The organism is Thermodesulfovibrio sp. 3462-1, assembly GCF_040451425.1.
Lineage (GTDB): Bacteria > Nitrospirota > Thermodesulfovibrionia > Thermodesulfovibrionales > Thermodesulfovibrionaceae > Thermodesulfovibrio > Thermodesulfovibrio obliviosus.
Genome location: NZ_CP144374.1, coordinates 1,238,773 through 1,260,173, shown reverse-complemented (window position 1 = coordinate 1,260,173; position 21,401 = coordinate 1,238,773). Strand labels below are relative to the sequence as shown.

Genomic DNA, 21,401 nt, shown 5'->3' with positions numbered 1-21,401 from the left:
AAAAGGTAATGAAATTTACACTTTAATTATATCCTGTGCAGGATTGGAGCTTAAAAAGTTTTTCTGGATGAAGGGCTTTGGAAATAAAAGAAATTATAAATAAGAAACAGCTCAGAGAATTCGTAACCCTGCCATTGAAACTTTATAAAGAGGATTCCTTTTACGCTTCTCCATTAATTAAAGATCAGATAGAGCATCTTACTGCGAAAAATCCTTTTTTTAAAAGAGCAAAGGCTAAATTTTATATTGCTTACAAGGATGGAAAACCTGCAGGAAGAATCGCTGCCATAGTTAATTATGCTCATCTTGAATATCATAAGGACAATGTAGGCTTTTTTGGTCTTTTTGAGTGCATAAATGACCAGGCTGTTGCAAATGCCTTATTTAATAAAGCAAAGGAGTTTCTTAAAGAAAATAATCTTTCCATAATGCGTGGTCCAATGAATCTTTCAACAAATGAAGAATGCGGATTTCTTTATGAAGGATTTGATTGTCCTTCGATGATAATGATTCCCTATAATCCACCATATTACAACAGTCTTGCTGAATCCTATGGAATGAAAAAGGCAAAGGATCTTTACTGTTTTTTAGCTGATGTTCCTGAGATGCTTCCTTCAAATATTGAAAGAATCGCACAGTTTGCTGAAAAACAGGGAATCATGGCAAGAACAGTGAAATTAAAAAATTTAACTGAAGAGCTTTATGCATTCATGGAAGTTTATAATGAAGCATGGGCTTCAAATTGGGGATTTATTCCTATAACAAAGGAAGAAATTGATTACATGGCTGAAAAGCTAAAGCCAATAGCTTTGCCAGAATTGGTTATTGTTGCTGAAAAAGAAGGTAAGCCTGTTGGTTTTTTTGGTGCCATTCCTGATTTTAATGAAGTATTAAGAAAAATAAAAGGAAGACTTACGCCATGGGCAATAATTAAGGCTCTGTATTACAGAAGGAAAATTCAATCAATAAGGCTTCTTCTTTTTGGAGTAAAAAAAGAGATGAGACACAAAGGAGTGGAATCAATAATGCTCAGGGAAGCTTTCAAGGGTGCCAGAAAATATGGCTTTAAAAAAGTTGAATTTTCGTGGATTCTTGAAGATAACTTTGATACAATTAATCTGACCCAGATAATTAATGCCCGTAGGTATAAAACTTTGCGAATTTACGAGACTGATATTGTATGATTAAATGTGTTATAATTAAACACTAGGAGAAAAAATATGAAAATTATTAAACAGCTTTTGTTGATTTTGTTAGTTTTATCTATTTTATCCAGTTCTTTTGCAGCTGAAAAAAGATACAGTTTGCCTCTGGAAGAATCACCTTATATTGGATATGAGAATGCACCCGTTACCATTGTTGAATTTATTGACTATCAATGACCGCATTGTGTTGAGGTCGGTCCGACCATCGAAGGATTGGTTAAAGAGTTTACAGGAAAGGTAAAACTTGTGATTAAGTTTTTCCCATATCGCTACAGAGATTATTCAAGAGTTGCAGCAGAGGCCGCAGTTGAAGCATGGAAGCAGGGAAAATTTGCTGAAATGCATGAATTATTAATAAAAAGATCTCCAAAGCTTGACAGGGAATCTTTAATAGCATATGCAAAAGAACTCAATCTTGATATTGAAAAATTTATAAAGGCAATAGACAATCAAGAAGGTGCTTCAATTATTGAAAGAGATTTGAAACTTGCCAAGGAGATGGAACTTTATGTAACTCCTGCTTTTTATATCAATGGATTAAAAATTCTTGGAGTAAGAGACTATGATTATTTCAAGGAAATTATTTTACAAGAACTTAAAAGTGCTACTAAAAAATAGCATCATTTACTTTCTCTGCGCTATTTTTGTTTTTTTTATCTATTTCCATATTGAAGGCTTTGCCTCTGACAAAAAGAAAAAACAACTTGAACCCCTTCCTCCTCCACCTGTTCCAAAGGACAATCCAATGACTTCAGAGAAAATTGAACTTGGTAAAAAGCTTTTCTTTGACCGAAGACTTTCAGGAGATGCAACTACAAGCTGTGCCAATTGCCATGATCCTGAAAAAGCATTTACAGATGGTTCTGAAATATCTCTCAGTTATCCAACAACAAGAAACTTCAGAAATGCTCCTACTTTAATGAATGTAGCCTATGCAAAATATCTTTTCTGGGATGGAAGAGCAAAGACTCTTGAAGAACAGGCAGAGTTTCCAATTATGTCACCTTTTGAAATGAACCAGAATCTTGATTTTTTAGAGGAAGAAATAAGAATTGTTCCTGAATACAGAGAAGCCTTTAAGAGAATTTTTGGTAATGATGTAAATATAAAACTTATTGCAAAAGCAATTGCAGCCTTTGAAAGAACGCTAATATCGAGAAATGCACCAATTGACCGTTATTTAAGGGGAGATGAAAATGCATTAACTGCAGAAGCTAAAAAGGGACTTAAAATCTTTACAGGAAAAGGAAAATGTATAGAATGCCATTATGGAGCTTATCTCAGTGATCAGGAATTTCATGCTTTGGAGGTTCCAGAAAATCCAAAATATGTTAATGAGCCAAAGTTTATAACTACAAGGCGCTATGTGGCTAAAATTAATAGATATCCAGACTACATGAATGTAAAAGAGGACCTTGGAAGATACTTTAAAACGAAGAAAAAAAAGGATTACAAAGCTTTTAAAACTCCTACCTTAAGAGAAGTTGCAAAAACTGCACCTTATATGCATAATGGTATATTTAAGAGCCTTGACGAGGTAATTGATTTCTTTAATAAAGGCGGAGGAAAGGGGAATAAGGTGTTGAAACCTCTTAATTTAACTGATGATGAAAAGAAAGCACTGAAAACCTTTCTTGTGGAAGCTCTATCTGGTGATGATTTGAATATAAAACCACCAGAAATTCCATAAACCTGGAGGAGATATGAAAATTGAAGAAGTAATAAACGAAAAACCATATTTACGAAGCCCCCTTGAATTTTATGGAAAAATTAAAAATTTAACAGAACAGTGCAAAAAAGACAAAGAAATGCTAAATCTTGACAGCGATACTGCATTGATTGATATTGTTCTTAAAAATTTCTCATTAGTTTTTCAGATCCCCTATGAATCAGTTTTGTTCTTAAAGGATGAGATTTTAAAAAGCGGTAAAAATCCTGTTAAGGAGCCTCATAGTTTGTGGACACTTCAGGTTCAAGGCGAGGAGATTTCAAAGGAAGAAGCTGAAAGAATGCTTTTTATATTAAGCAAGCCCTTTTTTGTCTTTTTAAGAAAAGAAGGCGAGCAGGCATCTTTTATGGATACAGGAAAATGCCCAGTCTGTGGAACAGATTCATCTCTTGCAATGATTACAGAGAATAATGAAAAAATAATGATCTGTCCACTTTGTGGGCATAGAGGAAGCTTTTTCAGGATTGGATGTCCCTATTGTTTTAATAAAGATTCAACCAGAATAGAAATCCTTCTTGATGATGAAGAAATAAGAGCTGAACTCTGTCTTGAATGTAATACTTACATAAAAAGCTTTAAAGAAGATCATTATATGAAATACAGAGATCCATTTTTAATTGACCTGGTTAGTTTGCCTCTTGATATTGTGGTTCAGAAGCGTGGCTACATAAGAAGATCTCCAAATATTATAGGTTTAAGAACAATTGCATAATGGGTAAGAAGGTTTTTCATGAACTTATATCTTTGGATGAGGCAAGACAGAGGCTTTTAAATTTTTTTAAAGAAAGGGTTTCAATTCCCATTGATGCAGAAGTAATTTCGGTTAAATCCGCCTTAGGAAGAGTCACAGCAGAGCCTGTTTTTGCGAAATTTTCCTCACCCTATTTTCATTCTGCTGCAATGGATGGATATGCTGTTAGAGCTCGTGATACTTTCACTGCAACTGAGAGAGAGCCAGTAAGGCTCAAAATTGGTGTTGATGCTCACTGGATTGAAACAGGAGACCCACTTCCAGAGGATTTTGATGCAGTAATACCAGTGGAAGATGTCAATATAAAGAATGGATATATAGAGATTTATGCATCTGTGCCTCCTTACAATGATGTAAGACCTATTGGAGAAGATATTGTGGCAACAGAGTTAATTATTCCTGAAAGTCATGTTGTGCGTGCTGCTGACATTGGAGCAATGCTTGCAAGCGGAATAACAGAGATAAAAGTTCGCAGAAAGCCTGTTATTGGGATAATTCCAACAGGTTCAGAACTAATTGACGCTGAAACAATTAAAGAGAGAATGCCAAATCCTCCTGAGCTTATAGAGTATAATTCAGCCGTTCTTAGCAGTCTCGTAACTGAGGTGGGAGCTGAAGCTAAAATTTATTCAGTAGTTCCAGATGAGGAAGATAAAATAAAAAATGCAATTTTGCATGCTTTAAACGAGTGTGACATTGTTTTGTTGAATGCTGGTTCTGGATATGGAAAGGAAGATTTTACTTATAAAGTAATCAATGAACTTGGTGAAGTTATCATAAATGGTGTTGCCATAAAACCTGGTAAACCCTTTATTGCAGGATTTATTAGAGAGAAAGCAGTTTTAGGAATACCGGGTTATCCTGTATCAGCCTTCTTATGCTTTGACATTTTTGTTAAACCTCTTATAGAGCTTTATCTTGGTGTATCAACAAAAAAAGAAGAAGTACTTAAGGCAATACTTTCAAGACAGATATCATCAAGCATAGGGGTTGATGAATTTGTAAGAGTGAAGGTGGGTAGGGTAGGAGATAAATACATTGTAACTCCAATGGGAAGAGGTGCAGGACTTTTAATGAGTGTTGTTAGAGCTGATGGATATATTGTTGTTCCCAGAGGTTCAGAAGGATTTTCTCAGGGGTCTGAGATACCCGTTTATTTATGGCGTAGCAAAGAGGAGATTGACAATACTGTAGTCTGCATTGGCAGTCATGATAATACTCTTGATGTTTTGTATAATTTTTTAAGAAAAAGATTTCCCCAAGTAACTCTTTCATCTGCACATGTTGGTTCAATGGGAGGTCTTATTGCAATTAAAAAAGGTGAAGCACATATTGCTGGGACTCATCTTCTTGATGAAGCAACCGGGGAGTATAATGTGCCTTTTATAAAAAGACTTTTGCCAGAGAAAAAAGTTGTTCTTATTAATCTTGTTTATAGAATTCAGGGTTTTATCGTTAAAAAAGGTAATCCAAAAAACATTAAAGGATTTGAAGATCTTACTCGTGACGATGTAGTTTTTATAAACAGACAGGCAGGTTCAGGCACAAGACTTCTTCTTGATAAACATTTAAAGGAACTTGGGATATCTCCTGATGCTATAAAAGGTTATGACAGAGATGAATACACCCACATGGCAGTTGCTTCAGCAGTGCTTACTGGAAGAGCTGATGTGGGACTGGGCATTCTTTCCGCTGCCGAAGCTCTTGGACTTGATTTTATTCCTATTACTGAAGAAAGATACGATGTTTTGATTCCTCAGGATTTTCTTGAATTGCCAATAATTCAGGCAGTTTTAAAAGTCATAAAAGAAGACGAAGAGTTTAAAAAAGCAGTGAACTTCCTTGGTGGATATGATACTCGTGATATGGGTAAGATAATGTATTCTAATTAATTTTCCTGCTTTTTAACTTCCTCGATAGCTTTTTCAAGGGATTCCTTATCAATTCCAAGAATTCTTTTTGCACCAATAAATCTGCTCAGATAATAGGGAGCTTCTAAACTGTCAATTGTTACCTTTTTTGATCTCGTTGATGCATGGATGAACAAGTTGTCTCCCAGATAAATTCCAACATGAGAGGGAAATTTTGCATAGGTTCTGAAAAATACAAGGTCTCCTGGTTGGAGTTCATCTTTTTTTACAGGAACTCCCATAGTAAACTGCTCTCTTGCGCTTCTTGGCAGTTCAATTCCAACCATTGAATAAACTTTTTTAACAAAAAAGGAGCAGTCAAATCCGCTAAAACTATTTCCACCAAATCTGTATGGTAGATGAAGCATCTTTTTGGCAAAAAGAAGCAATCTTTCTGTTATGCTCAACTGAGAGATATTTTCCGATGCTTTTATCTCTTCTAATTCTTCTTTCTTTTCTTCTATATCTAATTTAGCTGAATGAATGGTTGGAACTTTTTCATTCTCTCTTATTGATAGGTTTTGTGTTGTATCATTTTGAGCCTTTACTAAAAGATTCTGTCCTGTCTTAAGTTTGTTGCTGCTTAAGCTATTGAGTCTTTTAAGTTCATCTACTGATATATTGTATTTTTTTGCAATTCTATACAGTGTTTCACCCTTTTTCACAGTGTGATACTGTGGTTTGTTTTCATTTATTGATTTTGAATTAGATTTTTTTTCATTTTTTTCAGGAATTTGCAGTTTCATTCCTATTTGCAGTTTATTGCTTTTTAGATTATTTGCCTTTTTTATTTCATTAACGGAAACATTAAATTTCTCTGCAATTTTATAAATACTGTCACCTTTTTTTACTGTGTAAGTCTGGGCAAATACAAGGCAGGGAAAAAGAATTATTATTAAAAAGACAAATATTTTACTCATAAATCACCTCCTTATGCAGCGTTAGCATTATTAAAATCAAAAACTGCTGGCAATTCATTTAAACTTGAAATACCGAAAGTTTTCAAGAATTCCTTCGTAGTTCCATAAAGAAAAGGTCTGCCAGGCACTTCCTTTTTACCTACAATTTTTATAAGTTTTTTTTCAATCAGAGTTTTTATTGCATAATCAGAGTTTACACCCCTTATTTTTTCTATTTCAGCTTTGGTAATTGGTTGTTTATAAGCTATGATAGCGAGTGTTTCAAGTGCCTGTTCGGAGAGTTTATTGTTTGTATGCTGTTTAAATATTTTTATCCATTCGGCATACTGGGGATTTGTAAGCATCTGATAGGAATCTTCCATTTTGATAATCATAATTCCTGAATTTCTGGCTCTATATTCTTCAGCAAGTTCATTGATTACTTCTTTAAGATAAGTTTCAGGAATGTTTAACATGGTATGGAGAAATTTTATTGAGAGAGGTTTTTCTGCGACGAACAGCAAGGACTCTAAAACTCCCTTTATCTGTTCTCTCTGGGTGAACAAATTCATGACTTTCATATTATACAGAATCATTTTTAAAAAATCAATGCCATCAGGGCAAGCACAGAAAAAAATTATTCATATGTTACAATGAAATATGTTGGATGATAAATTCTTTATGAAAAGAGCACTCTTTCTTGCAAAAAAGGGAAACTGGAGAACTTCTCCAAATCCAATGGTTGGTGCTGTGATTGTAAAAGATGGGAAGATTATATCAGAGGGATATCATAAAAAAGCAGGCTTACCCCATGCAGAAGCTGAAGCTATAATGAGTGCAAAAGAGTCTTTACATGGTGCAACCCTCTATGTAACACTTGAACCATGCTGTCACAGAGACAAAAAAACACCTCCTTGTACAGATGCGATTATAAGTTCAGGTATAAAAAAAGTTGTAATTGCCATGCGAGATCCGAATCCAAAGGTATCAGGAAAAGGTATAGAGATATTAAAGTCTCACGGAATTGAAGTAATTGAAGGAATTTGTGAGGAAGAAGCTAAAAAATTAAACGAGTTTTATATAAAATACATAACCACTAAAACACCTTTTGTAATTCTAAAAATAGCAATGACACTTGATGGTAAGATTGCAACTCCTACAGGTGAATCTAAGTGGATTACTTCAGAAAAATCAAGAAAACTTGTACATCTTATGCGTTCAAGAGTTGATGCTTTACTTTCTGCCTGTGGAACTGTGCTGAAAGACAATCCAATGTTTACATCAAGAATAAAAGGAGGCAAAAATCCATTAAGAGTTATTATAGACCCTGAATTGGTAATCCCTTTAAATTACCATGTCTACACTCCTCCACCAGATACAATAGCTATAGTGCATGAAAGTAAATTAACTGATGATAAAGTAAAAATCTTACAAAGCAGAGGCATAGAAATTCTCTTTTTTTCTTCTGAAAAAGTTGATTTAAAATGGCTTATGAAAGAGCTTGGCAAAAGAGAGATTACTTCTTTGATGATTGAAGGAGGCTCATCACTTAATAGCTATGCCTTATGGAGTGGAATTGTTGATAAATTCATGATTTTTATTGCACCAAAGATAATAGGAGGTGCAGATTCTTATCCAAGTATTGGTGGAAAAATTTATAAAGATCTTAACGAAGCCTTTAAAATTGAGAATTTAAAAATAAAAAGAATATCATCTGACATTCTTATAGAAGGATATTTAAAAAAGGCTTGAAAAATTTTTAAATTTGAGCTAAAGTTGTATTAATTAAGATTTTGTTAGGAAAGGAGGTGAGACAGAATGAAAAAACTTTTAACCGTTATGGTAGCAGCAATGTTCATTTTTGCTTTTGGTTGCGCAACAAAGGATTATGTGAAGCAGGAGATTGATCCACTTGTTGACAGAATAGGTAAGCTTGAATCAAAGGTAAACAATCTTGAATCAAAGATTAATACTCTTGACAAAAAGATTGATGACTGCTGCACTAAGGCTGACGATGCAGCAAAGAGAGCAGAGGCTGCAGCACAGAGAGCAGAAGATGCAGCAAAGAGAGCAGAGGCTGCTTCACAGAAAGCAGGAAAGGCATTTGAGCTTCAGCAGAAGAAATAATTTAGAATTTTTTCAGAGCCATGGATCCTGTGGCAGGATCTGTGGCTCTTTATTTTTTATGCTTATGGAAGTTGGAATTCCGCTTTTTTGTTTAACAGCATTGTAAAGTCTGAATGTATCAACATATTTTAAAAGTCCTTTTTTAGCAAGTTGTTCCATTGCATCTTTAAGATAATCAAAATCTTTTAGCTGATCGTCCCTGTGCACCTCAATATAGACATCCTGTCCAATTTTTCCAACTTTTACAGGTTGTCTTACGATTAAAACTTCAGTTCCTACAGGAACTATTTCAAAAAGTTTTGGAATATCTTCAGGATACAGCCTTATGCAGCCATGGGTAACTTTTCTTCCAACAGCCCATGGCCTGTTTGTTCCATGAATAAGATAACTCAATCCTGAAAGTCTCATTGCATGTGTTCCAAGAGGATTTTCAGGTCCAGGAGGCACCACTGCTGGAAGCTCAGGCCTTTCTTTTCTGATTGACTCAGGAACATACCACGGAGGATTAACAATTTTATGAGATATCTTGAATTTACCTACTGGAGTTTCCACTCCATCATCCCCTATGCCAATTGGAAATGTTGTCACTAATTGTTCTTTAGATTTTTTATGAAAATAATAAAGTCTCATTTCAGAGAGATTTATAATTATTCCCTGAAAATTCGCTGGTCTGTCAGGCAGGATCCAAAAAGTAGGAATTATTGCTTTATTTCCATCTCCTGGAACAAAAGGATCCATCAGAGGATTAGCATCTACTATTTCGTTATAGCCTAAATCGTAATGTCTTGCGATTTCAATGAGAGATTCTTTATTTTTTATTATATGAGTTTGCAGTTTTCCAATAATTGTTGTATCCTGCGAGACAGAAAAGGTCTCTGCAAAACACATGATAGAATTGACAGTAAAAAATACAATTGTTAAATAAAACAACTTTTTCATATGTAGTTATTTTTTAAGCAAAACGGTCCCAACGGGATTCGAACCCGTGCTTTAGCCTTGAGAGGGCTACGTCCTCGACCTGGCTAGACGATGGGACCTTTAAAAAATACTGGGGAGAGAGGATTCGAACCCCTACAAGCAGATCCAGAGTCTGCCGTCCTGCCGTTAGACGACTCCCCAATCTTTTATTGATATATCATAAAACCATTTAAATTGTCAAACTATTAAAGCCTTAATCTATATTGATGGTTAAATCATTGAATTTGTATCCATAAGTTGGTATATACTTAATTATGCATCCCTATGTAGAACTGGCTAAGAAAACTGTAGAAGAGTATGTGACAACCGGGAAAATACCTCCAATTCCTAAAAATATTCCTGCTGAGATGAAAAGAAAAGCAGGAGTATTTGTTTCAATAAAGAAAAAAGGTCAACTTCGTGGATGCATCGGCACATTTTTGCCTGCCACTGAAAATATATACACAGAAATAGTGAGGAATGCTATAGCTGCAGCAACTGAAGACCCTCGTTTTTCTCCTGTTCAGCCTCAGGAGCTTGAAGATCTGGAATATTCGGTGGATATATTAAGTCCTCCAGAACCTGTAAAAAGTCTTGATGAACTTGATCCCAAAAAATACGGAGTTATTGTAGTAAAAGGATGGCAGAAGGGTCTACTTCTTCCAGATATAGAAGGTGTAAATACTGTTGATGATCAGCTAAGAATTGCCAAATTGAAGGCAGGTATTGATCCATATGACCCTGATGTGGAGATTTACAAATTTAAAGTGGAGCGTTACAGGTAACTTCTTGCCAAAGCCTGTTTTTTATTTCATCTATTAATGGAATAAGTGTGTTTCTGTCTTTTGCCGAGATTCCTATTGCATTGTATCTGCTACAGATCTGCTTAACCTCAAAAAACGGAATTTTGTCAATTTTGTTAAAGACAAGAATTACAGGTTTTGTATCAAGTTCCAACTCTTTAAGGATTTTATTTACAGAATCAATGTGATTTTCAAACTGTGGATTTGAAATATCAATAAGATGAATAAGTAAAGAAGCGTCTTCCAGTTCTTCCAGTGTAGCCTTAAATGCTGCAACAAGGTCCTCTGGCAGGTCTCTTATAAAACCAACTGTATCAGTAATTATAAGCTCCTTTTCTTCGGGAAATTTCAATCTTCTTGAAGATGTATCAAGGGTTGCGAACATTTTATCTTCTACAAAAACATTACTTTTTGTAAGCGCATTAAGAAGTGTAGACTTGCCAGCATTTGTATAACCTATAATTGAAACAATGGGAATAGAAAGTTCCTTTCTGCGTTTTTTTCTTTCCAGTCTTGCCAGTGTGAGTTTTTCAAGTTCATTTTCAAGATGATGAATCCGTTCCTTTATTCTCCGCCTATCAATCTCCAGTTTTGTCTCTCCAGGACCTCTTCCTCCAATTCCACCAGCAAGCCTTGACATGGCAGTTCCTTTACCTGTGAGTCTTGGAAGCATATATCTTAACTGAGCAAGCTCCACCTGAACTTTTCCATCTCTTGTTTGAGCTCTCTTTGCAAAAATATCAAGTATAAGCTGGCTACGGTCTATTACTTTTAACTCTGTCATATCAGTTATTGCTCTTATCTGAGAGGGCGTTAAATTCTGATCAAACACAAGAAGAGTTGCTCCCATATCCATTGCATTGATAATCAATTCTCTGAGTTTACCTTCTCCAAGAAGATATTTTGGATTTATCTGTTTTACCCTCTGAATGATTTTATCTATTACGAGCACATCAGCTGACTTTGCGAGTTCTTCTAATTCCTCCATGTGTTCTTCAAGAATGTATTTTGGCGCTGTGGACACACTGATAAGAATAGCCTTTTCTCGTGGATCGTTTACATCAATAGCTCTTGCTCTATTCATTTCTGCCTCAAGATTATTGATAAATTCTTTAAAATTAAGCCTTAGAGAGTAAAAATTTGATGAAATAACTTCAATTTGATTTTCTTTCCCATAAGGTAAGAGATGAACAATATGAATGAGCTCCGGGAGTCCTTTTTCAAGGGTTAAAACAGCCAGAGCATCAAATCTTAAAAGTCTCAGATCTGTAATATCTTCTCTGTCAGGCATTTCTTTATTTAAGTGAGTATGGATGTATCTTAAGCCTCTTAAAGGTTTTTTCCCTATATTAAAATCTTCAAGTGAAGGGATTAAAATGGAATGAGCAGTGCCAATTATAACATGGGTTATATTTCCTGCCCTGTCAATTAAGACTCCAATTTGTCTGTTAATTTCAAAGGACAGAGCACATAAAGATTTTGCTAATTCAGGAGTTATAAAGACTTCTACAGGCTGTTTTTTTCTGTAAAGCTTTTCTATTGCATAAATAATGCTTTTTTTTAATCCTGTTGTATTGCCGTAAACTTTAGCTATTTTTAGCTGCCTCCTTAATTTAAAGATAGCAAATTTTTAGATTTTTATCAAATGACCACTGACAGTATTATTCTTGAAATCACAGCCAGTATTAATGCTATAAGTGTAGTTAAGCCTGAGATGAAAATCATTCTCTTAAATCCAAGTTCTTTTATCAGTACTCCAATTGTTCCAACGCAGGGTATGTAAAAGAGGGTAAATATGGTATAAACAATTAATTGAAGATCTGTCATCACAGTGTTAAGCTCAGTTGTATGCATTGCCTGAAAAAGCATTATCATTGAAAGTTCTTTCCTGAGAATTCCAAAAAGAAGCGTAATTCCTGTTTGTTCAGGCAGTCCAAGAAGCAAGCTCACTACAGGAGCAACCATTTTGTTTAAAATTAAATCTATCTTTAAATATTCCAGAAGACTGAGAGTAATACTGCTTATGATTAGCAGTGGCCAGGCAACAAGCATAAAATCCTTGAGTCTTAGCCATGTTTTCATAAAAACATTTTTTAATGTAGGAATTCTTAAAGGTGGAATTTCCATTATTAAGCCAGGAGTAATTTCAGGAATAAATTTTGTTAACACAGCACCTAAAATCATAATTACAAGAATATTAAAAAGATAAAGTGCTGCAGTAGCCAATCCTCCGATATACGCTCCGACTAATCCGAATATTATTGCTGTTCGAGCTGCACACGGAATTAAAACAGAGAGAGTTGCTGTAATAAAGCGGTCTCTTGGAGACTCGAGGATTCTTGTCGCCATAACTCCAGGAACATTGCATCCATAGGAAATTACAAATGGAAGAATACTTTTTCCATGCAATCCAATTCTATGCATTACTGTATCCATCAAAAAAGCCATTCTTGGCAGGTAACCTATGTCTTCCAGAACAGTTAATCCAATAAAAAATGGTATTAAATAAGGAATGGCAACGCCAACTCCTCCAGAGAAGCCTTCAAGCAATCCTTTGACAATAAAGTATAATAAAGTGTTTTCTTCAATAAGCCCTGGCAATTTCTGAATCAAGGAATCAAAAGCATCTGTGATAGGCTCTTCAATGATTTTTCCCACTTCAAAAACCATGAAGAAAATTCCAAAAAGAATTAAAAACAATAAAGGATATCCAAGATATTTGTTTGTGAGCAAATCATCAATTCGCTCTCTGAAAGATTTTAAAGGCTCTCCCACTTTTGCTACATCTTCAAAGATATTCATTGTAAGAGCATGTCTTTCAGAGGATATAACAGTATCAGCGTGTCTTCCATGGCTTGCCTTAATTTCTTCTCTTATATTCTCAATTTTTTCCAGAATTTCAGGAAATTTTTTAATTTCATCAAAAAGTTCTTTATCACCTTCCAGTAATTTTACAGCAATATATCTTCTTGGAATATTTTGCAGAAACTCTGATGGGATAATTTTTTCAATTTCTTCAATTTTTTCTTCTATATCTTTGTGGAAATACTGTATTTTAGGAATAAGTTTTTTATAGTAAGTCTGTTTTACGGATGGAAAGATTTTATCAAGCCCGATTCCTTTATTTGCAACAGTTTCAATAACAGGAACTCCAAAAATTTGAGAGAGTTTCTCACTGTTGATTTCAATGCCTTTTCTGCGAGCTTCGTCTACCATGTTTAAACAGATAACCATTGGAACCTGAAGCTCTGCAACTTGAAGTGTAAGTTCAAGGCTTCTTGAGAGACTGGAGGCATCAATTACATTTACAACAACATCTGCCTGTCCGGACAAAATATATTTTCTTGACTCCAGTTCAGCCATATCAATGGCTGTGAGAGAATAAATTCCCGGTAAGTCGACTATTTCAAAGGTTTCGTCTCCAACCTTTACTTTGCTTACTGTATAATGAACTGTTTGTCCTGGAAAGTTGGCAGTTATGGTTTTATATCCTGCAAGTCCATTAAAGATTGTGCTTTTACCTGCATTGGGCTGTCCTACAAAGGCGATTTTCATTACAATTCCTCCACTTCTATCTTTGAAGCAACTCCTCTACCCAGTGCTACATCAACCCCATTTACTTCCAGAAGCACAGGACCGCCCAGAAAAGAGCTTTTTTTCAATGTCACAATATCACCAATATGTATTCCAAGGCATTGAAGGTGTTGGCGAATACCTTTTCCTCCTAAAATTTTTACAATTTTGGCTTTTTTGCCATTCTCTATATCAAGCAATGTCTTCATTGCAAGCCTCCTTATTTAAACCTTCTATAAATGGTACATATATTTTTCCAATTTTATTAGATAATTCTAATTATTGAACATAAATTCTAATTTTGTCAAGCCCCCGAATTGCCTCATTTAAAATCTACTTGAAATACCATTCGTTACAGATTCCTTTTCGCACCCACAAGGGATGCAAGGACAACACGGTGTCAAGAAAAAGGTAAAAACTCCTTTTGAATAGATTTTTATGTGATGCAATAAGCTTGACAAATAGGGAATTACTGTTATATAAAAATGGGATTTGACATGTTTATAACCAATACTTCTGAAAAGAATCTTGAAAAACGACTTAAGGAACTAATTAAGAATAGTGCTGAACTTAAATTTCTGGTAGGCTTTTTCTATTTTTCAGGTTTTAAAGTTTTATACAAGATTTTAAGGGAACTTTATGAAGAGGGCAAACTTAAAGAAGGATTTCTTAAAATCCTTGTAGGGCTTAATATTGATAGTGGAGTTTATGGTATATACGAAGGTGCAAAAAGATTAAAAGTTTTTAATTCAAACATAATTAAAGATGATTTTTTTCAATCCTTTAAAAAAGCTTTTACTTCAGCTGATCTTGATAATTCTGAGGTTTATGAACAGGTTGATTTTTTCAAAAGACTTTTTTTAGAAAATAAACTCATTATTAGAAAAACCAAAGAACCCAATCATGCCAAATTATACATATTCAGCATGGATGAAAATTCGAAGGTCATACTTCCAGGACTTTTTATAACAGGCAGTAGCAATTTAACGCGAGCAGGTCTTGAATCCCAAGATGAATTTAATGTAGAAATAAAAGATTATGGTTTTGAGGATGCAAAAAACTATTTTGACAATTTTTGGGAAAGAGCTATTGAGTTAACTCCTGAAGATGTCCAAAAACTTATAGAAATTCTTGAGAATGAAACTTTTTTCCGAAACATAACTCCTTTTGAAGCCTATGCATATTTGTTAAAAATATACTTAGATTTACATCAAGGTCTGTATCCTGTTCAAGATTTAAGAAGACTTTTACTTGAAAGGAAATACAAACCTTATGATTATCAACTTTCAGCTGTTTCTCAGGCAGTTGCTAATTGTGAAGCTCACAGTGGCTGCATTCTTGCAGATGTTGTGGGACTTGGGAAAACTATAATTGCATGTCTTACCGCCAAAGCTCTTGGTAAAAGAGGAATAGTGATTTGTCCTCCACATCTTATTGGAGATAATGCTAAAACTTCAGGTTGGAAAAAATATCTGGAAGATTTTAAACTTTGGGATTGGGAGGTATGGTCTCTTGGAAAATTGGAAGATGCTCTGAAATTTGTCAATAATAATCACGATTTTGAAATGGTCATAGTAGATGAAGCTCATCGCTTTAGAAATGAAAGAACACAAAACTACCACTACTTGAGAGAAATTTGCAGAGGAAAAACAGTTCTTCTTCTTTCCGCAACTCCCTTTAATAACAGCCCATCAGACATATTTGCTCTTCTTAAACTTTTTACTATTCCCAAAAAATCATCAATAGTTTATGATGGAGATCTTGAAGCCCGCTTTAAACAATACGAAACCGAATTCAAAAAACTGGCCTATATAAAAAAATATTGGAATTCAAGTGATCCTAAACGCAAAAGTAGAGCTCTAAGATTTTATCAAGATCTTTTCTTAAAAAAAGTAAGTTCTCTAAATTCAGAACATCTGATCGAAGTCAATCAGAGAGTAAAAAAAATTGCAAGAAAAATTCGCTCTATTCTTGAGCCTGTGGTAATAAGGAGAAATCGCCTGGATTTAAAATATTTCAAAGATAAAGAGAGAATTGAATTTCCTGAAGTAAAAGACCCAATCGAGGCTTTTTATGAATTAACAGATGAGCAACTTGAATTTTACGATAAAGTTATAAACTCATTTTACACTGTTGATGAAGGTGGAAGATTTAAAGGAGCTATTTATTTACCAATTTTATATGAAAAGGGCATCTCAAGGGATCTTTTCGACGAGCCAGAAATATATTTAGAAAAAAAGGAAGATCCTTTTCTCTATACTTATCAGAAAAGTCTTTATGATCTTATGCGAAGGCTTCTTGTTAAAAGGTTTGAAAGTAGTTTTAAAGCTTTCTATGAGAGCCTTGGGAATTTTATGAAAGTTTATGAGAAAGCTTTAGAGTTTGCTCAAAAAACCAATAAATTTATTCTTGATAGGAGGCTTATAGAGCGAATTTATGAAAAAGACGAAGAGGAAATTTTAGAAATATTAGAGAATTACAAAAAGCAATTAGAAGAGGAAAAATTGGACTCTTCTTTTTACAAAGTTTATGATATCAATAAGTTTAAATTAAGGGATGAATTCTTCAGGGATATTGAATCAGATATTCAGTTATTCAAAGAGCTAAAGGAGGAAATGGAAGATCTAAATTTACTTGAAGAAGATCCAAAGGCTCAGAAACTTGTAGAAGTTGTTAAAGAGTTTAACGAAAAGAGAAGAAAAGTTGTAATTTATACAGAATATATAGATACTGCAAAGTATCTAAAAGAAATTCTTAATGAACACTTTGGTAGTCGAGTTCTTACAGCTGCTGGAAATTTAAGCAAAACTATCATAAAAAAAATATATGCCAATTTTGATGCTCAATATAAAGAACAAAGAGATGAGTATGATATACTTCTTACAACAGATAAACTTTCAGAGGGTTTTAACTTAAACAGAGCCGGAGAGGTTATAAACTATGATATTCCCTGGAATCCTGTGAGAGTTATTCAAAGAGTTGGACGTATAAATCGTATTGCCAAAAAGGTCTATGATGAAATTTACATTGTAAACTTTTTCCCAACACAAAAAGGTGCAGACTATGTGCGGTCAAGAGAAATTGCTCAAACTAAAATGTTCATGATTCACAATGTTCTTGGTGAGGATGCCAAAATTTTTAGTCCCGATGAAGAGCCCCAGTCCTCCGAACTCTATCGGAGACTTACAACTAAGCCTCAGGATGAAGAGGAGGAAAGTTTCTATACCAAAGTGTTTAAAGAATATGACCGCATTTTAACAGAGCATCGTGAGCTTGTTGAAAGCCTAAAAGATCTCCCAAGTAGAATTAAAGTTGCTAAAACCGAATCAGAAAATGAACTTATGGTTTTTATCAAAAGAGGTAAAGACCTTTTCGTTGGATATCAAAGATACGATGAAAGAGCGGCAAAAACTACAACCTTTGAAGAAGTGTTTGAGAAAATAAAAGCCCATCCTGAAGAAAGGCAGTTACCTTTAAGCTCTGACTTCTGGGAAGTTTATCATCAAATTCTTGAAAAATCTTTTCCTGCAAAGAATGATATTAGGACATCTTCTAAAGATTTATTTGAGTCCTCTCAAAGGGCATTAAAACTAATTCTTGAAATGCCCTATGAAGAACTCAATAATTATCACTCCTTCATTTCAGATCTTATAGAAGACATAACAAGGTATCGTACGCTCTCTGAATATGTAATAGGAAAAATTGCAGATTTTGAAGATATCTGTAAAAAAATAAGAAATTATGAGCAAGAAGGAAACAAGGAGAAATTAAAAGGGCTTTTGGAAAAGCTTGTTAGCAAATTAGAAGAAATAAAATCTGAGATAGGGGAAGATTTTCTCGATAAAATTGAAAAATTCCTTAAAGAAAAGCCAGAAGAGGTAATAATTGCTATTGAAAACCAAAAGATTGATGGTAAGTCCTATGTCAAGCGATATTCTTCGTGAAGCTCTGGAGAAGTTAGTTCATAATTTTTCTTTAAAAACCTTAAAAGATGATGTTCTTTATTGGAAGTTCAAAAAATTAGATCCTCAATTTTATGAAAAGAGGCTTTTTGATTTTGAGGATGAAAAGTTCTCGGATATAAGAGAAATTTTGACGGTTAGATTAAGAGATAATAACACTTTAAAAGCCTTTGGTGTAAAGGTAGAGTATGAGCTTTCTGATAGGTCAAGCAAGAAAAGACAATTTGAGCTTGCTAAAAAAATCTTAAGAACAACAGACAACATAGGGGTTGATGCAGGTCTTTTTACCTTTTATGATTTAGAGGGAAATTTCAGGTTTTCTTTGGTTCATAAGATTTATGAACCTGGCAAAACAGCTTTCAGCTATTACAAGAGGTATACCTATTTTGTAGAAAGAGGAAGGCCATATAGAACTTTTCTTAAAGCCCTATATGAGGGAGATTTTTTCCAATTAAAAACCCTAATTTCAGCCTTTTCAACCCTTCCCCTTACCAAAGAGTTTTATACAGAGATTCAAAACTGGTATGCCTGGGCTCTAAAAAATGTCTGGTTTCCTGGGGGAGTTTCTGAGGAAAATCTAATAAGGCTTCTTACAAGGCTTATTTTTGTTTGGTTTTTGAAAGAAAAGAAGTTAATTCCTGAAGAGATTTTTGAGGAATCCTTTTTGACTAAGATAGTCAAAGACTTTGGAGAGGTTGATAATTATTACAATGCCGTTCTTCAGAATTTGTTTTTTGCAACTTTAAATAGATATCCTGAAGAGAGAGAATTTACAAAAGATGGAACCTTTTTGGAAAATAGAACGCACTATGGAGTAAAAACTCTTTATAGATACAAAAATAAACTTCTTATCTCTGAGGACGAATTTATAAAGCTTTTTAGCAAGGTTCCTTTTATTAATGGTGGCCTTTTTGAATGCTTAGATGAAGATTCCAACTATATAGATGGTTTTAGTCGTAGAGAAGACAAAAGGGCAAAGATTCCAGATTTTCTCTTCTTTTCTTCTGAAAGAGAAGTGGATTTAAGTGATTTCTATGGAGAAAAGAAGAAGGCAAAAGTTAGAGGGCTTATTAATATTTTAAAAGATTACAACTTTACTGCAGATGAATCCTCGCCTATTGATGTAGAAGTTTCTCTTGATCCAGAACTTTTAGGACATATATTTGAAAATCTTCTTGCTTGTTATAATCCAGAAACTCAAACTACTGCAAGAAAAGCAACAGGCTCCTATTATACTCCCAAAGAAATTGTTGATTTTATGGTTGAAGAAGCTCTTCTTGAATACTTTAAGACAAAAACAGCTATTGATGAAGAAAAACTTAAGAAAATTCTTTCTTACGAAGAAAGAGAGGTAGGTTTGACTCCCTTTGAAAAAGATAATTTAATAAAGGCTATAGATTCTCTTAAAGTTATAGATCCTGCAGTTGGCTCTGGTGCTTTTCCAATGGGAGTAGTTCATAAATTAGTCCATGTTTTGAGTAAAATAGATCCGGATAATAAATTATGGTATGAACTTCAATTTAATAAAGCTTTACTGGAAGTTGAGAAGGTTTTGAAAATAGATAATAAAGAGGAGAGAGAAAATTTACTCAAAGAAGTGAATGAAATCTTTGATGAATCTATAAATTATCCAGATTATGCAAGAAAACTTTATATTATTGAGAATTCCATCTATGGTGTTGATATTCAACCTATAGCTATTCAAATATGTAAGTTAAGATTCTTTCTGAGCTTATTGATAGACCAAAAGGTTGATTTTAATAAACCCAATTTTGGGATTAGACCCCTTCCTCACTTAGAGACTAAATTTGTTTCTGCAGATACCTTGATTAGTCTTGAAAGACCTAAGCAACTTGCGCTTATTCCACAGGAAATTGAAAAACCCAAAGAGGATTTGAAAACCTTACATAAAAAATTTTTTAGAATAAAAAATCGCAAAGAGAAAAAGAGAATTGAAAATAAAGCCAAAGAAATAAGAGAAGAAATAAAGAGTTTACTTATTAAATCTGGCTGGCCTGAAACTTCAGTTCAAAAGATAGTAGAAATTGATATTTTTTCGCAAATGGCAAAAGCGGATTGGTTTGATTCAGAATGGATGTTTGGGGTAGAGGATGGCTTTGACATAGTGATAGGCAACCCGCCTTATGTGAGGCAGGAGAGGATCAAGGAATTAAAGCCAATTCTTCAACAGCAAGGGTACAAGGTATTTGCATCGACAGCAGACATTTATGTTTATTTTTATGAAAAAGGCTATAACTTGCTTTTGCCACAAGGTATCCTTTGTTTTATTTCAAGCAACAAATGGATGAGGGCAAAGTATGGAGAGAAATTAAGAAAGCTTCTTAAAGAAAACACAAAAGTTTTAACCCTCGTTGATTTTAGTGGTTACCCTGTATTTGAACAAACTGTTGATACAAACATAATACTGTTTCAAAAAGCAAAACCAGATGATAACCACAAAGTGAAATTTGTAAATGTAGGTAAAGTTGATGGTGATGTAATTGAATATATCAGTAAAAATCAAAACACAATCCCACAACAAAAACTCTCTGAAAATGCCTGGACACTTGCTGATGAAAAGGTTTTAGCACTCAAAGAAAAGATAGAAAAGATTGGAAAGCCATTAAAAGATTGGGATGTAAAAATTTACTTTGGAATAAAAACAGGCTTTAACGAGGCATTTATAATTGATACAGAAACAAGAAACAGGATTTTGGCTAACTGCAAAACAGAAGAAGAGAGAAAAAGAACAGAAGAGATAATAAAACCAGTTTTGAGAGGAAGGGATATAGAAAGGTGGAGATACAAGTGGGCAGGATTGTGGTTGATATATATACCTTGGCATTTTCCATTACACAAAAATCAAAATATTACAGGAGCTTCTGAATTAGCAGAAAGTGAATTTAGAAAGAAATATCCAGCTTTATACAGTTATTTACTTCAATATAAAGATGGACTTATGCAAAGGAACAAAGAAGAGACTTGCAAAAGGTATGAGTGGTATGCTTTACAAAGATGGGCATCAGACTACTACCCCGAATTTGAAAAGGAAAAGATTGTGTGGCAGAGGGTGACACAACAATTTTCATTTTGTTTTGTTCCAAAAGGTTTATACATTCTTGATTCGATGGCTTTTATGACTGGAGAAAATTTAAGATTTTTATTGGGAATTTTAAATTCAAAATTAGTTGATTTTTATGTCAAAACATACGTCCATCAATATGCTGACACGGGCTTTTTATTGTCAAACCAGTATGTTGAAAGAATTTTCATTCCCCCCATCACCCCCCCAAAACCATCACATAGTCAAAGAGATAGAAAATCTCGTCTCCCAAATCCTCTCCCTCACCCAATCTCCGGACTACGAAACAAATCCACAAAAACAAGCAAAAGTCAAAGAACTTGAAAAAGAAATAGATAAATTGGTTTATAAACTCTATGATTTAACAGAGGAAGAAATAAAAATAATTGGAGGGGCAAGAAAT

Annotated in this window: 17 protein-coding genes and 2 tRNA genes; 11 read left to right on the top strand and 8 right to left on the bottom strand. The window is 34.1% G+C overall.

Annotated elements, in window-relative coordinates:
* Positions 1-77: 77 nt before the first annotated feature.
* The 6 genes from V4D31_RS06355 to V4D31_RS06330 are packed head-to-tail and all read left to right on the top strand — an operon-like array spanning position 78 to position 5,577.
* The gene (locus tag V4D31_RS06355) at positions 78-1,184 is read left to right on the top strand and encodes a GNAT family N-acetyltransferase (protein WP_353685617.1); all 1,107 of its coding nucleotides are present in this window, start codon (positions 78-80) and stop codon (positions 1,182-1,184) included.
* 36 nt (positions 1,185-1,220) lie between these two features.
* Entirely contained in the window at positions 1,221-1,382 is a 162-nt protein-coding gene (locus V4D31_RS06350; protein WP_353685616.1) for a hypothetical protein, read from the top strand.
* 36 nt (positions 1,383-1,418) lie between these two features.
* Positions 1,419-1,823, top strand: coding sequence for a thioredoxin domain-containing protein (locus tag V4D31_RS06345; RefSeq protein ID WP_353685615.1), 405 nt, complete (start codon positions 1,419-1,421; stop codon positions 1,821-1,823).
* Entirely contained in the window at positions 1,768-2,895 is a 1,128-nt protein-coding gene (locus V4D31_RS06340) for a cytochrome c peroxidase (RefSeq protein WP_353685614.1), read from the top strand. Before V4D31_RS06345 ends, V4D31_RS06340 begins: the two co-directional genes overlap by 56 nt.
* Positions 2,896-2,908: 13 nt before the next feature.
* Complete coding sequence (gene fdhE, locus V4D31_RS06335; protein WP_353685613.1) at positions 2,909-3,646, top strand: formate dehydrogenase accessory protein FdhE; 738 nt, start codon at positions 2,909-2,911, stop codon at positions 3,644-3,646.
* The gene (locus V4D31_RS06330; protein WP_353685612.1) at positions 3,646-5,577 is read left to right on the top strand and encodes a molybdopterin biosynthesis protein; all 1,932 of its coding nucleotides are present in this window, start codon (positions 3,646-3,648) and stop codon (positions 5,575-5,577) included. Before fdhE ends, V4D31_RS06330 begins: the two co-directional genes overlap by 1 nt.
* Here the strand turns inward: V4D31_RS06330 and V4D31_RS06325 are convergent.
* Both V4D31_RS06325 and scpB read right to left on the bottom strand, forming a co-directional pair.
* Positions 5,574-6,515 carry a LysM peptidoglycan-binding domain-containing protein gene (locus tag V4D31_RS06325; RefSeq protein ID WP_353685611.1) on the bottom strand — a complete coding sequence of 314 codons (942 nt, stop codon included), beginning with the start codon at positions 6,513-6,515 and terminating at the stop codon, positions 5,574-5,576. The genes V4D31_RS06330 and V4D31_RS06325 overlap by 4 nt on opposite strands.
* An 11-nt stretch (positions 6,516-6,526) precedes the next feature.
* A complete protein-coding gene (scpB, locus tag V4D31_RS06320) occupies positions 6,527-7,066 on the bottom strand; it encodes an SMC-Scp complex subunit ScpB (RefSeq protein WP_353685610.1) in 540 nt (179 codons plus the stop codon).
* 88 nt (positions 7,067-7,154) lie between these two features.
* On the opposite strand from scpB, the gene ribD reads away from it, so the two are divergent.
* Both ribD and V4D31_RS06310 read left to right on the top strand, forming a co-directional pair.
* Positions 7,155-8,246: a bifunctional diaminohydroxyphosphoribosylaminopyrimidine deaminase/5-amino-6-(5-phosphoribosylamino)uracil reductase RibD gene (gene ribD / locus V4D31_RS06315; protein WP_353685609.1), complete on the top strand. Its 1,092-nt coding sequence runs from the start codon at positions 7,155-7,157 to the stop codon at positions 8,244-8,246.
* Positions 8,247-8,312: 66 nt separating this feature from the next.
* Positions 8,313-8,621: an Lpp/OprI family alanine-zipper lipoprotein gene (locus tag V4D31_RS06310; RefSeq protein ID WP_353685608.1), complete on the top strand. Its 309-nt coding sequence runs from the start codon at positions 8,313-8,315 to the stop codon at positions 8,619-8,621.
* 12 nt (positions 8,622-8,633) lie between these two features.
* On the opposite strand, the gene V4D31_RS06305 is transcribed toward V4D31_RS06310, so the two are convergent.
* The 3 genes from V4D31_RS06305 to V4D31_RS06295 form a co-directional block, all read right to left on the bottom strand.
* Positions 8,634-9,560, bottom strand: a complete 927-nt coding sequence (locus V4D31_RS06305; protein ID WP_353685607.1) for a L,D-transpeptidase family protein — start codon at positions 9,558-9,560, stop codon at positions 8,634-8,636.
* A gap of 23 nt (positions 9,561-9,583) precedes the next feature.
* Positions 9,584-9,658: transfer RNA gene (locus V4D31_RS06300), tRNA-Glu, on the bottom strand.
* 11 nt (positions 9,659-9,669) lie between these two features.
* A tRNA-Gln gene (locus V4D31_RS06295) sits at positions 9,670-9,740 on the bottom strand.
* Positions 9,741-9,853: 113 nt separating this feature from the next.
* On the opposite strand from V4D31_RS06295, the gene amrA reads away from it, so the two are divergent.
* Positions 9,854-10,363 (top strand): AmmeMemoRadiSam system protein A, encoded by a 510-nt coding sequence (amrA, locus tag V4D31_RS06290; RefSeq protein WP_353685606.1) that lies wholly within the window; start codon positions 9,854-9,856, stop codon positions 10,361-10,363.
* On the opposite strand, the gene hflX is transcribed toward amrA, so the two are convergent.
* The 3 genes from hflX to V4D31_RS06275 form a co-directional block, all read right to left on the bottom strand.
* Complete coding sequence (gene hflX, locus V4D31_RS06285; RefSeq protein WP_353685605.1) at positions 10,341-11,672, bottom strand: GTPase HflX; 1,332 nt, start codon at positions 11,670-11,672, stop codon at positions 10,341-10,343. The two genes, amrA and hflX, sit on opposite strands and share 23 nt — an antisense overlap.
* Positions 11,673-12,022: 350 nt before the next feature.
* Positions 12,023-13,936, bottom strand: a complete 1,914-nt coding sequence (gene feoB / locus V4D31_RS06280; protein WP_353685604.1) for a ferrous iron transport protein B — start codon at positions 13,934-13,936, stop codon at positions 12,023-12,025.
* Complete coding sequence (locus V4D31_RS06275) at positions 13,936-14,163, bottom strand: FeoA domain-containing protein (protein WP_353685603.1); 228 nt, start codon at positions 14,161-14,163, stop codon at positions 13,936-13,938. Before V4D31_RS06275 ends, feoB begins: the two co-directional genes overlap by 1 nt.
* Before the next feature lie 276 nt (positions 14,164-14,439).
* Here V4D31_RS06275 and V4D31_RS06270 point away from each other — a divergent pair, with 276 nt between their 5' ends.
* Together V4D31_RS06270 and V4D31_RS06265 are read left to right on the top strand one after the other, a co-directional pair.
* Positions 14,440-17,898: a helicase-related protein gene (locus V4D31_RS06270; RefSeq protein ID WP_353685602.1), complete on the top strand. Its 3,459-nt coding sequence runs from the start codon at positions 14,440-14,442 to the stop codon at positions 17,896-17,898.
* Positions 17,840-21,322: an Eco57I restriction-modification methylase domain-containing protein gene (locus V4D31_RS06265; RefSeq protein ID WP_353685601.1), complete on the top strand. Its 3,483-nt coding sequence runs from the start codon at positions 17,840-17,842 to the stop codon at positions 21,320-21,322. The genes V4D31_RS06270 and V4D31_RS06265 overlap by 59 nt, the downstream gene beginning before the upstream one ends.
* Positions 21,323-21,401: the final 79 nt, after the last annotated feature.

What these genes read in the sequence shown, in the direction of transcription:
- V4D31_RS06350 (WP_353685616.1), top strand. Translation starts at nt 1,221, where the DNA reads ATGAAAATTATTAAACAGCTTTTGTTGATTTTGTTAGTTTTATCTATT.
- V4D31_RS06270 (WP_353685602.1), top strand. Translation starts at nt 14,440, where the DNA reads ATGGGATTTGACATGTTTATAACCAATACTTCTGAAAAGAATCTTGAA.
- V4D31_RS06325 (WP_353685611.1), bottom strand. Translation starts at nt 6,515, where the DNA reads ATGAGTAAAATATTTGTCTTTTTAATAATAATTCTTTTTCCCTGCCTT.
- V4D31_RS06330 (WP_353685612.1), top strand. Translation starts at nt 3,646, where the DNA reads ATGGGTAAGAAGGTTTTTCATGAACTTATATCTTTGGATGAGGCAAGA.
- fdhE (WP_353685613.1), top strand. Translation starts at nt 2,909, where the DNA reads ATGAAAATTGAAGAAGTAATAAACGAAAAACCATATTTACGAAGCCCC.
- V4D31_RS06275 (WP_353685603.1), bottom strand. Translation starts at nt 14,163, where the DNA reads ATGAAGACATTGCTTGATATAGAGAATGGCAAAAAAGCCAAAATTGTA.
- hflX (WP_353685605.1), bottom strand. Translation starts at nt 11,672, where the DNA reads ATGCCTGACAGAGAAGATATTACAGATCTGAGACTTTTAAGATTTGAT.
- feoB (WP_353685604.1), bottom strand. Translation starts at nt 13,936, where the DNA reads ATGAAAATCGCCTTTGTAGGACAGCCCAATGCAGGTAAAAGCACAATC.
- scpB (WP_353685610.1), bottom strand. Translation starts at nt 7,066, where the DNA reads ATGAATTTGTTCACCCAGAGAGAACAGATAAAGGGAGTTTTAGAGTCC.
- V4D31_RS06305 (WP_353685607.1), bottom strand. Translation starts at nt 9,560, where the DNA reads ATGAAAAAGTTGTTTTATTTAACAATTGTATTTTTTACTGTCAATTCT.
- ribD (WP_353685609.1), top strand. Translation starts at nt 7,155, where the DNA reads ATGTTGGATGATAAATTCTTTATGAAAAGAGCACTCTTTCTTGCAAAA.
- amrA (WP_353685606.1), top strand. Translation starts at nt 9,854, where the DNA reads ATGCATCCCTATGTAGAACTGGCTAAGAAAACTGTAGAAGAGTATGTG.
- V4D31_RS06340 (WP_353685614.1), top strand. Translation starts at nt 1,768, where the DNA reads ATGATTATTTCAAGGAAATTATTTTACAAGAACTTAAAAGTGCTACTA.
- V4D31_RS06310 (WP_353685608.1), top strand. Translation starts at nt 8,313, where the DNA reads ATGAAAAAACTTTTAACCGTTATGGTAGCAGCAATGTTCATTTTTGCT.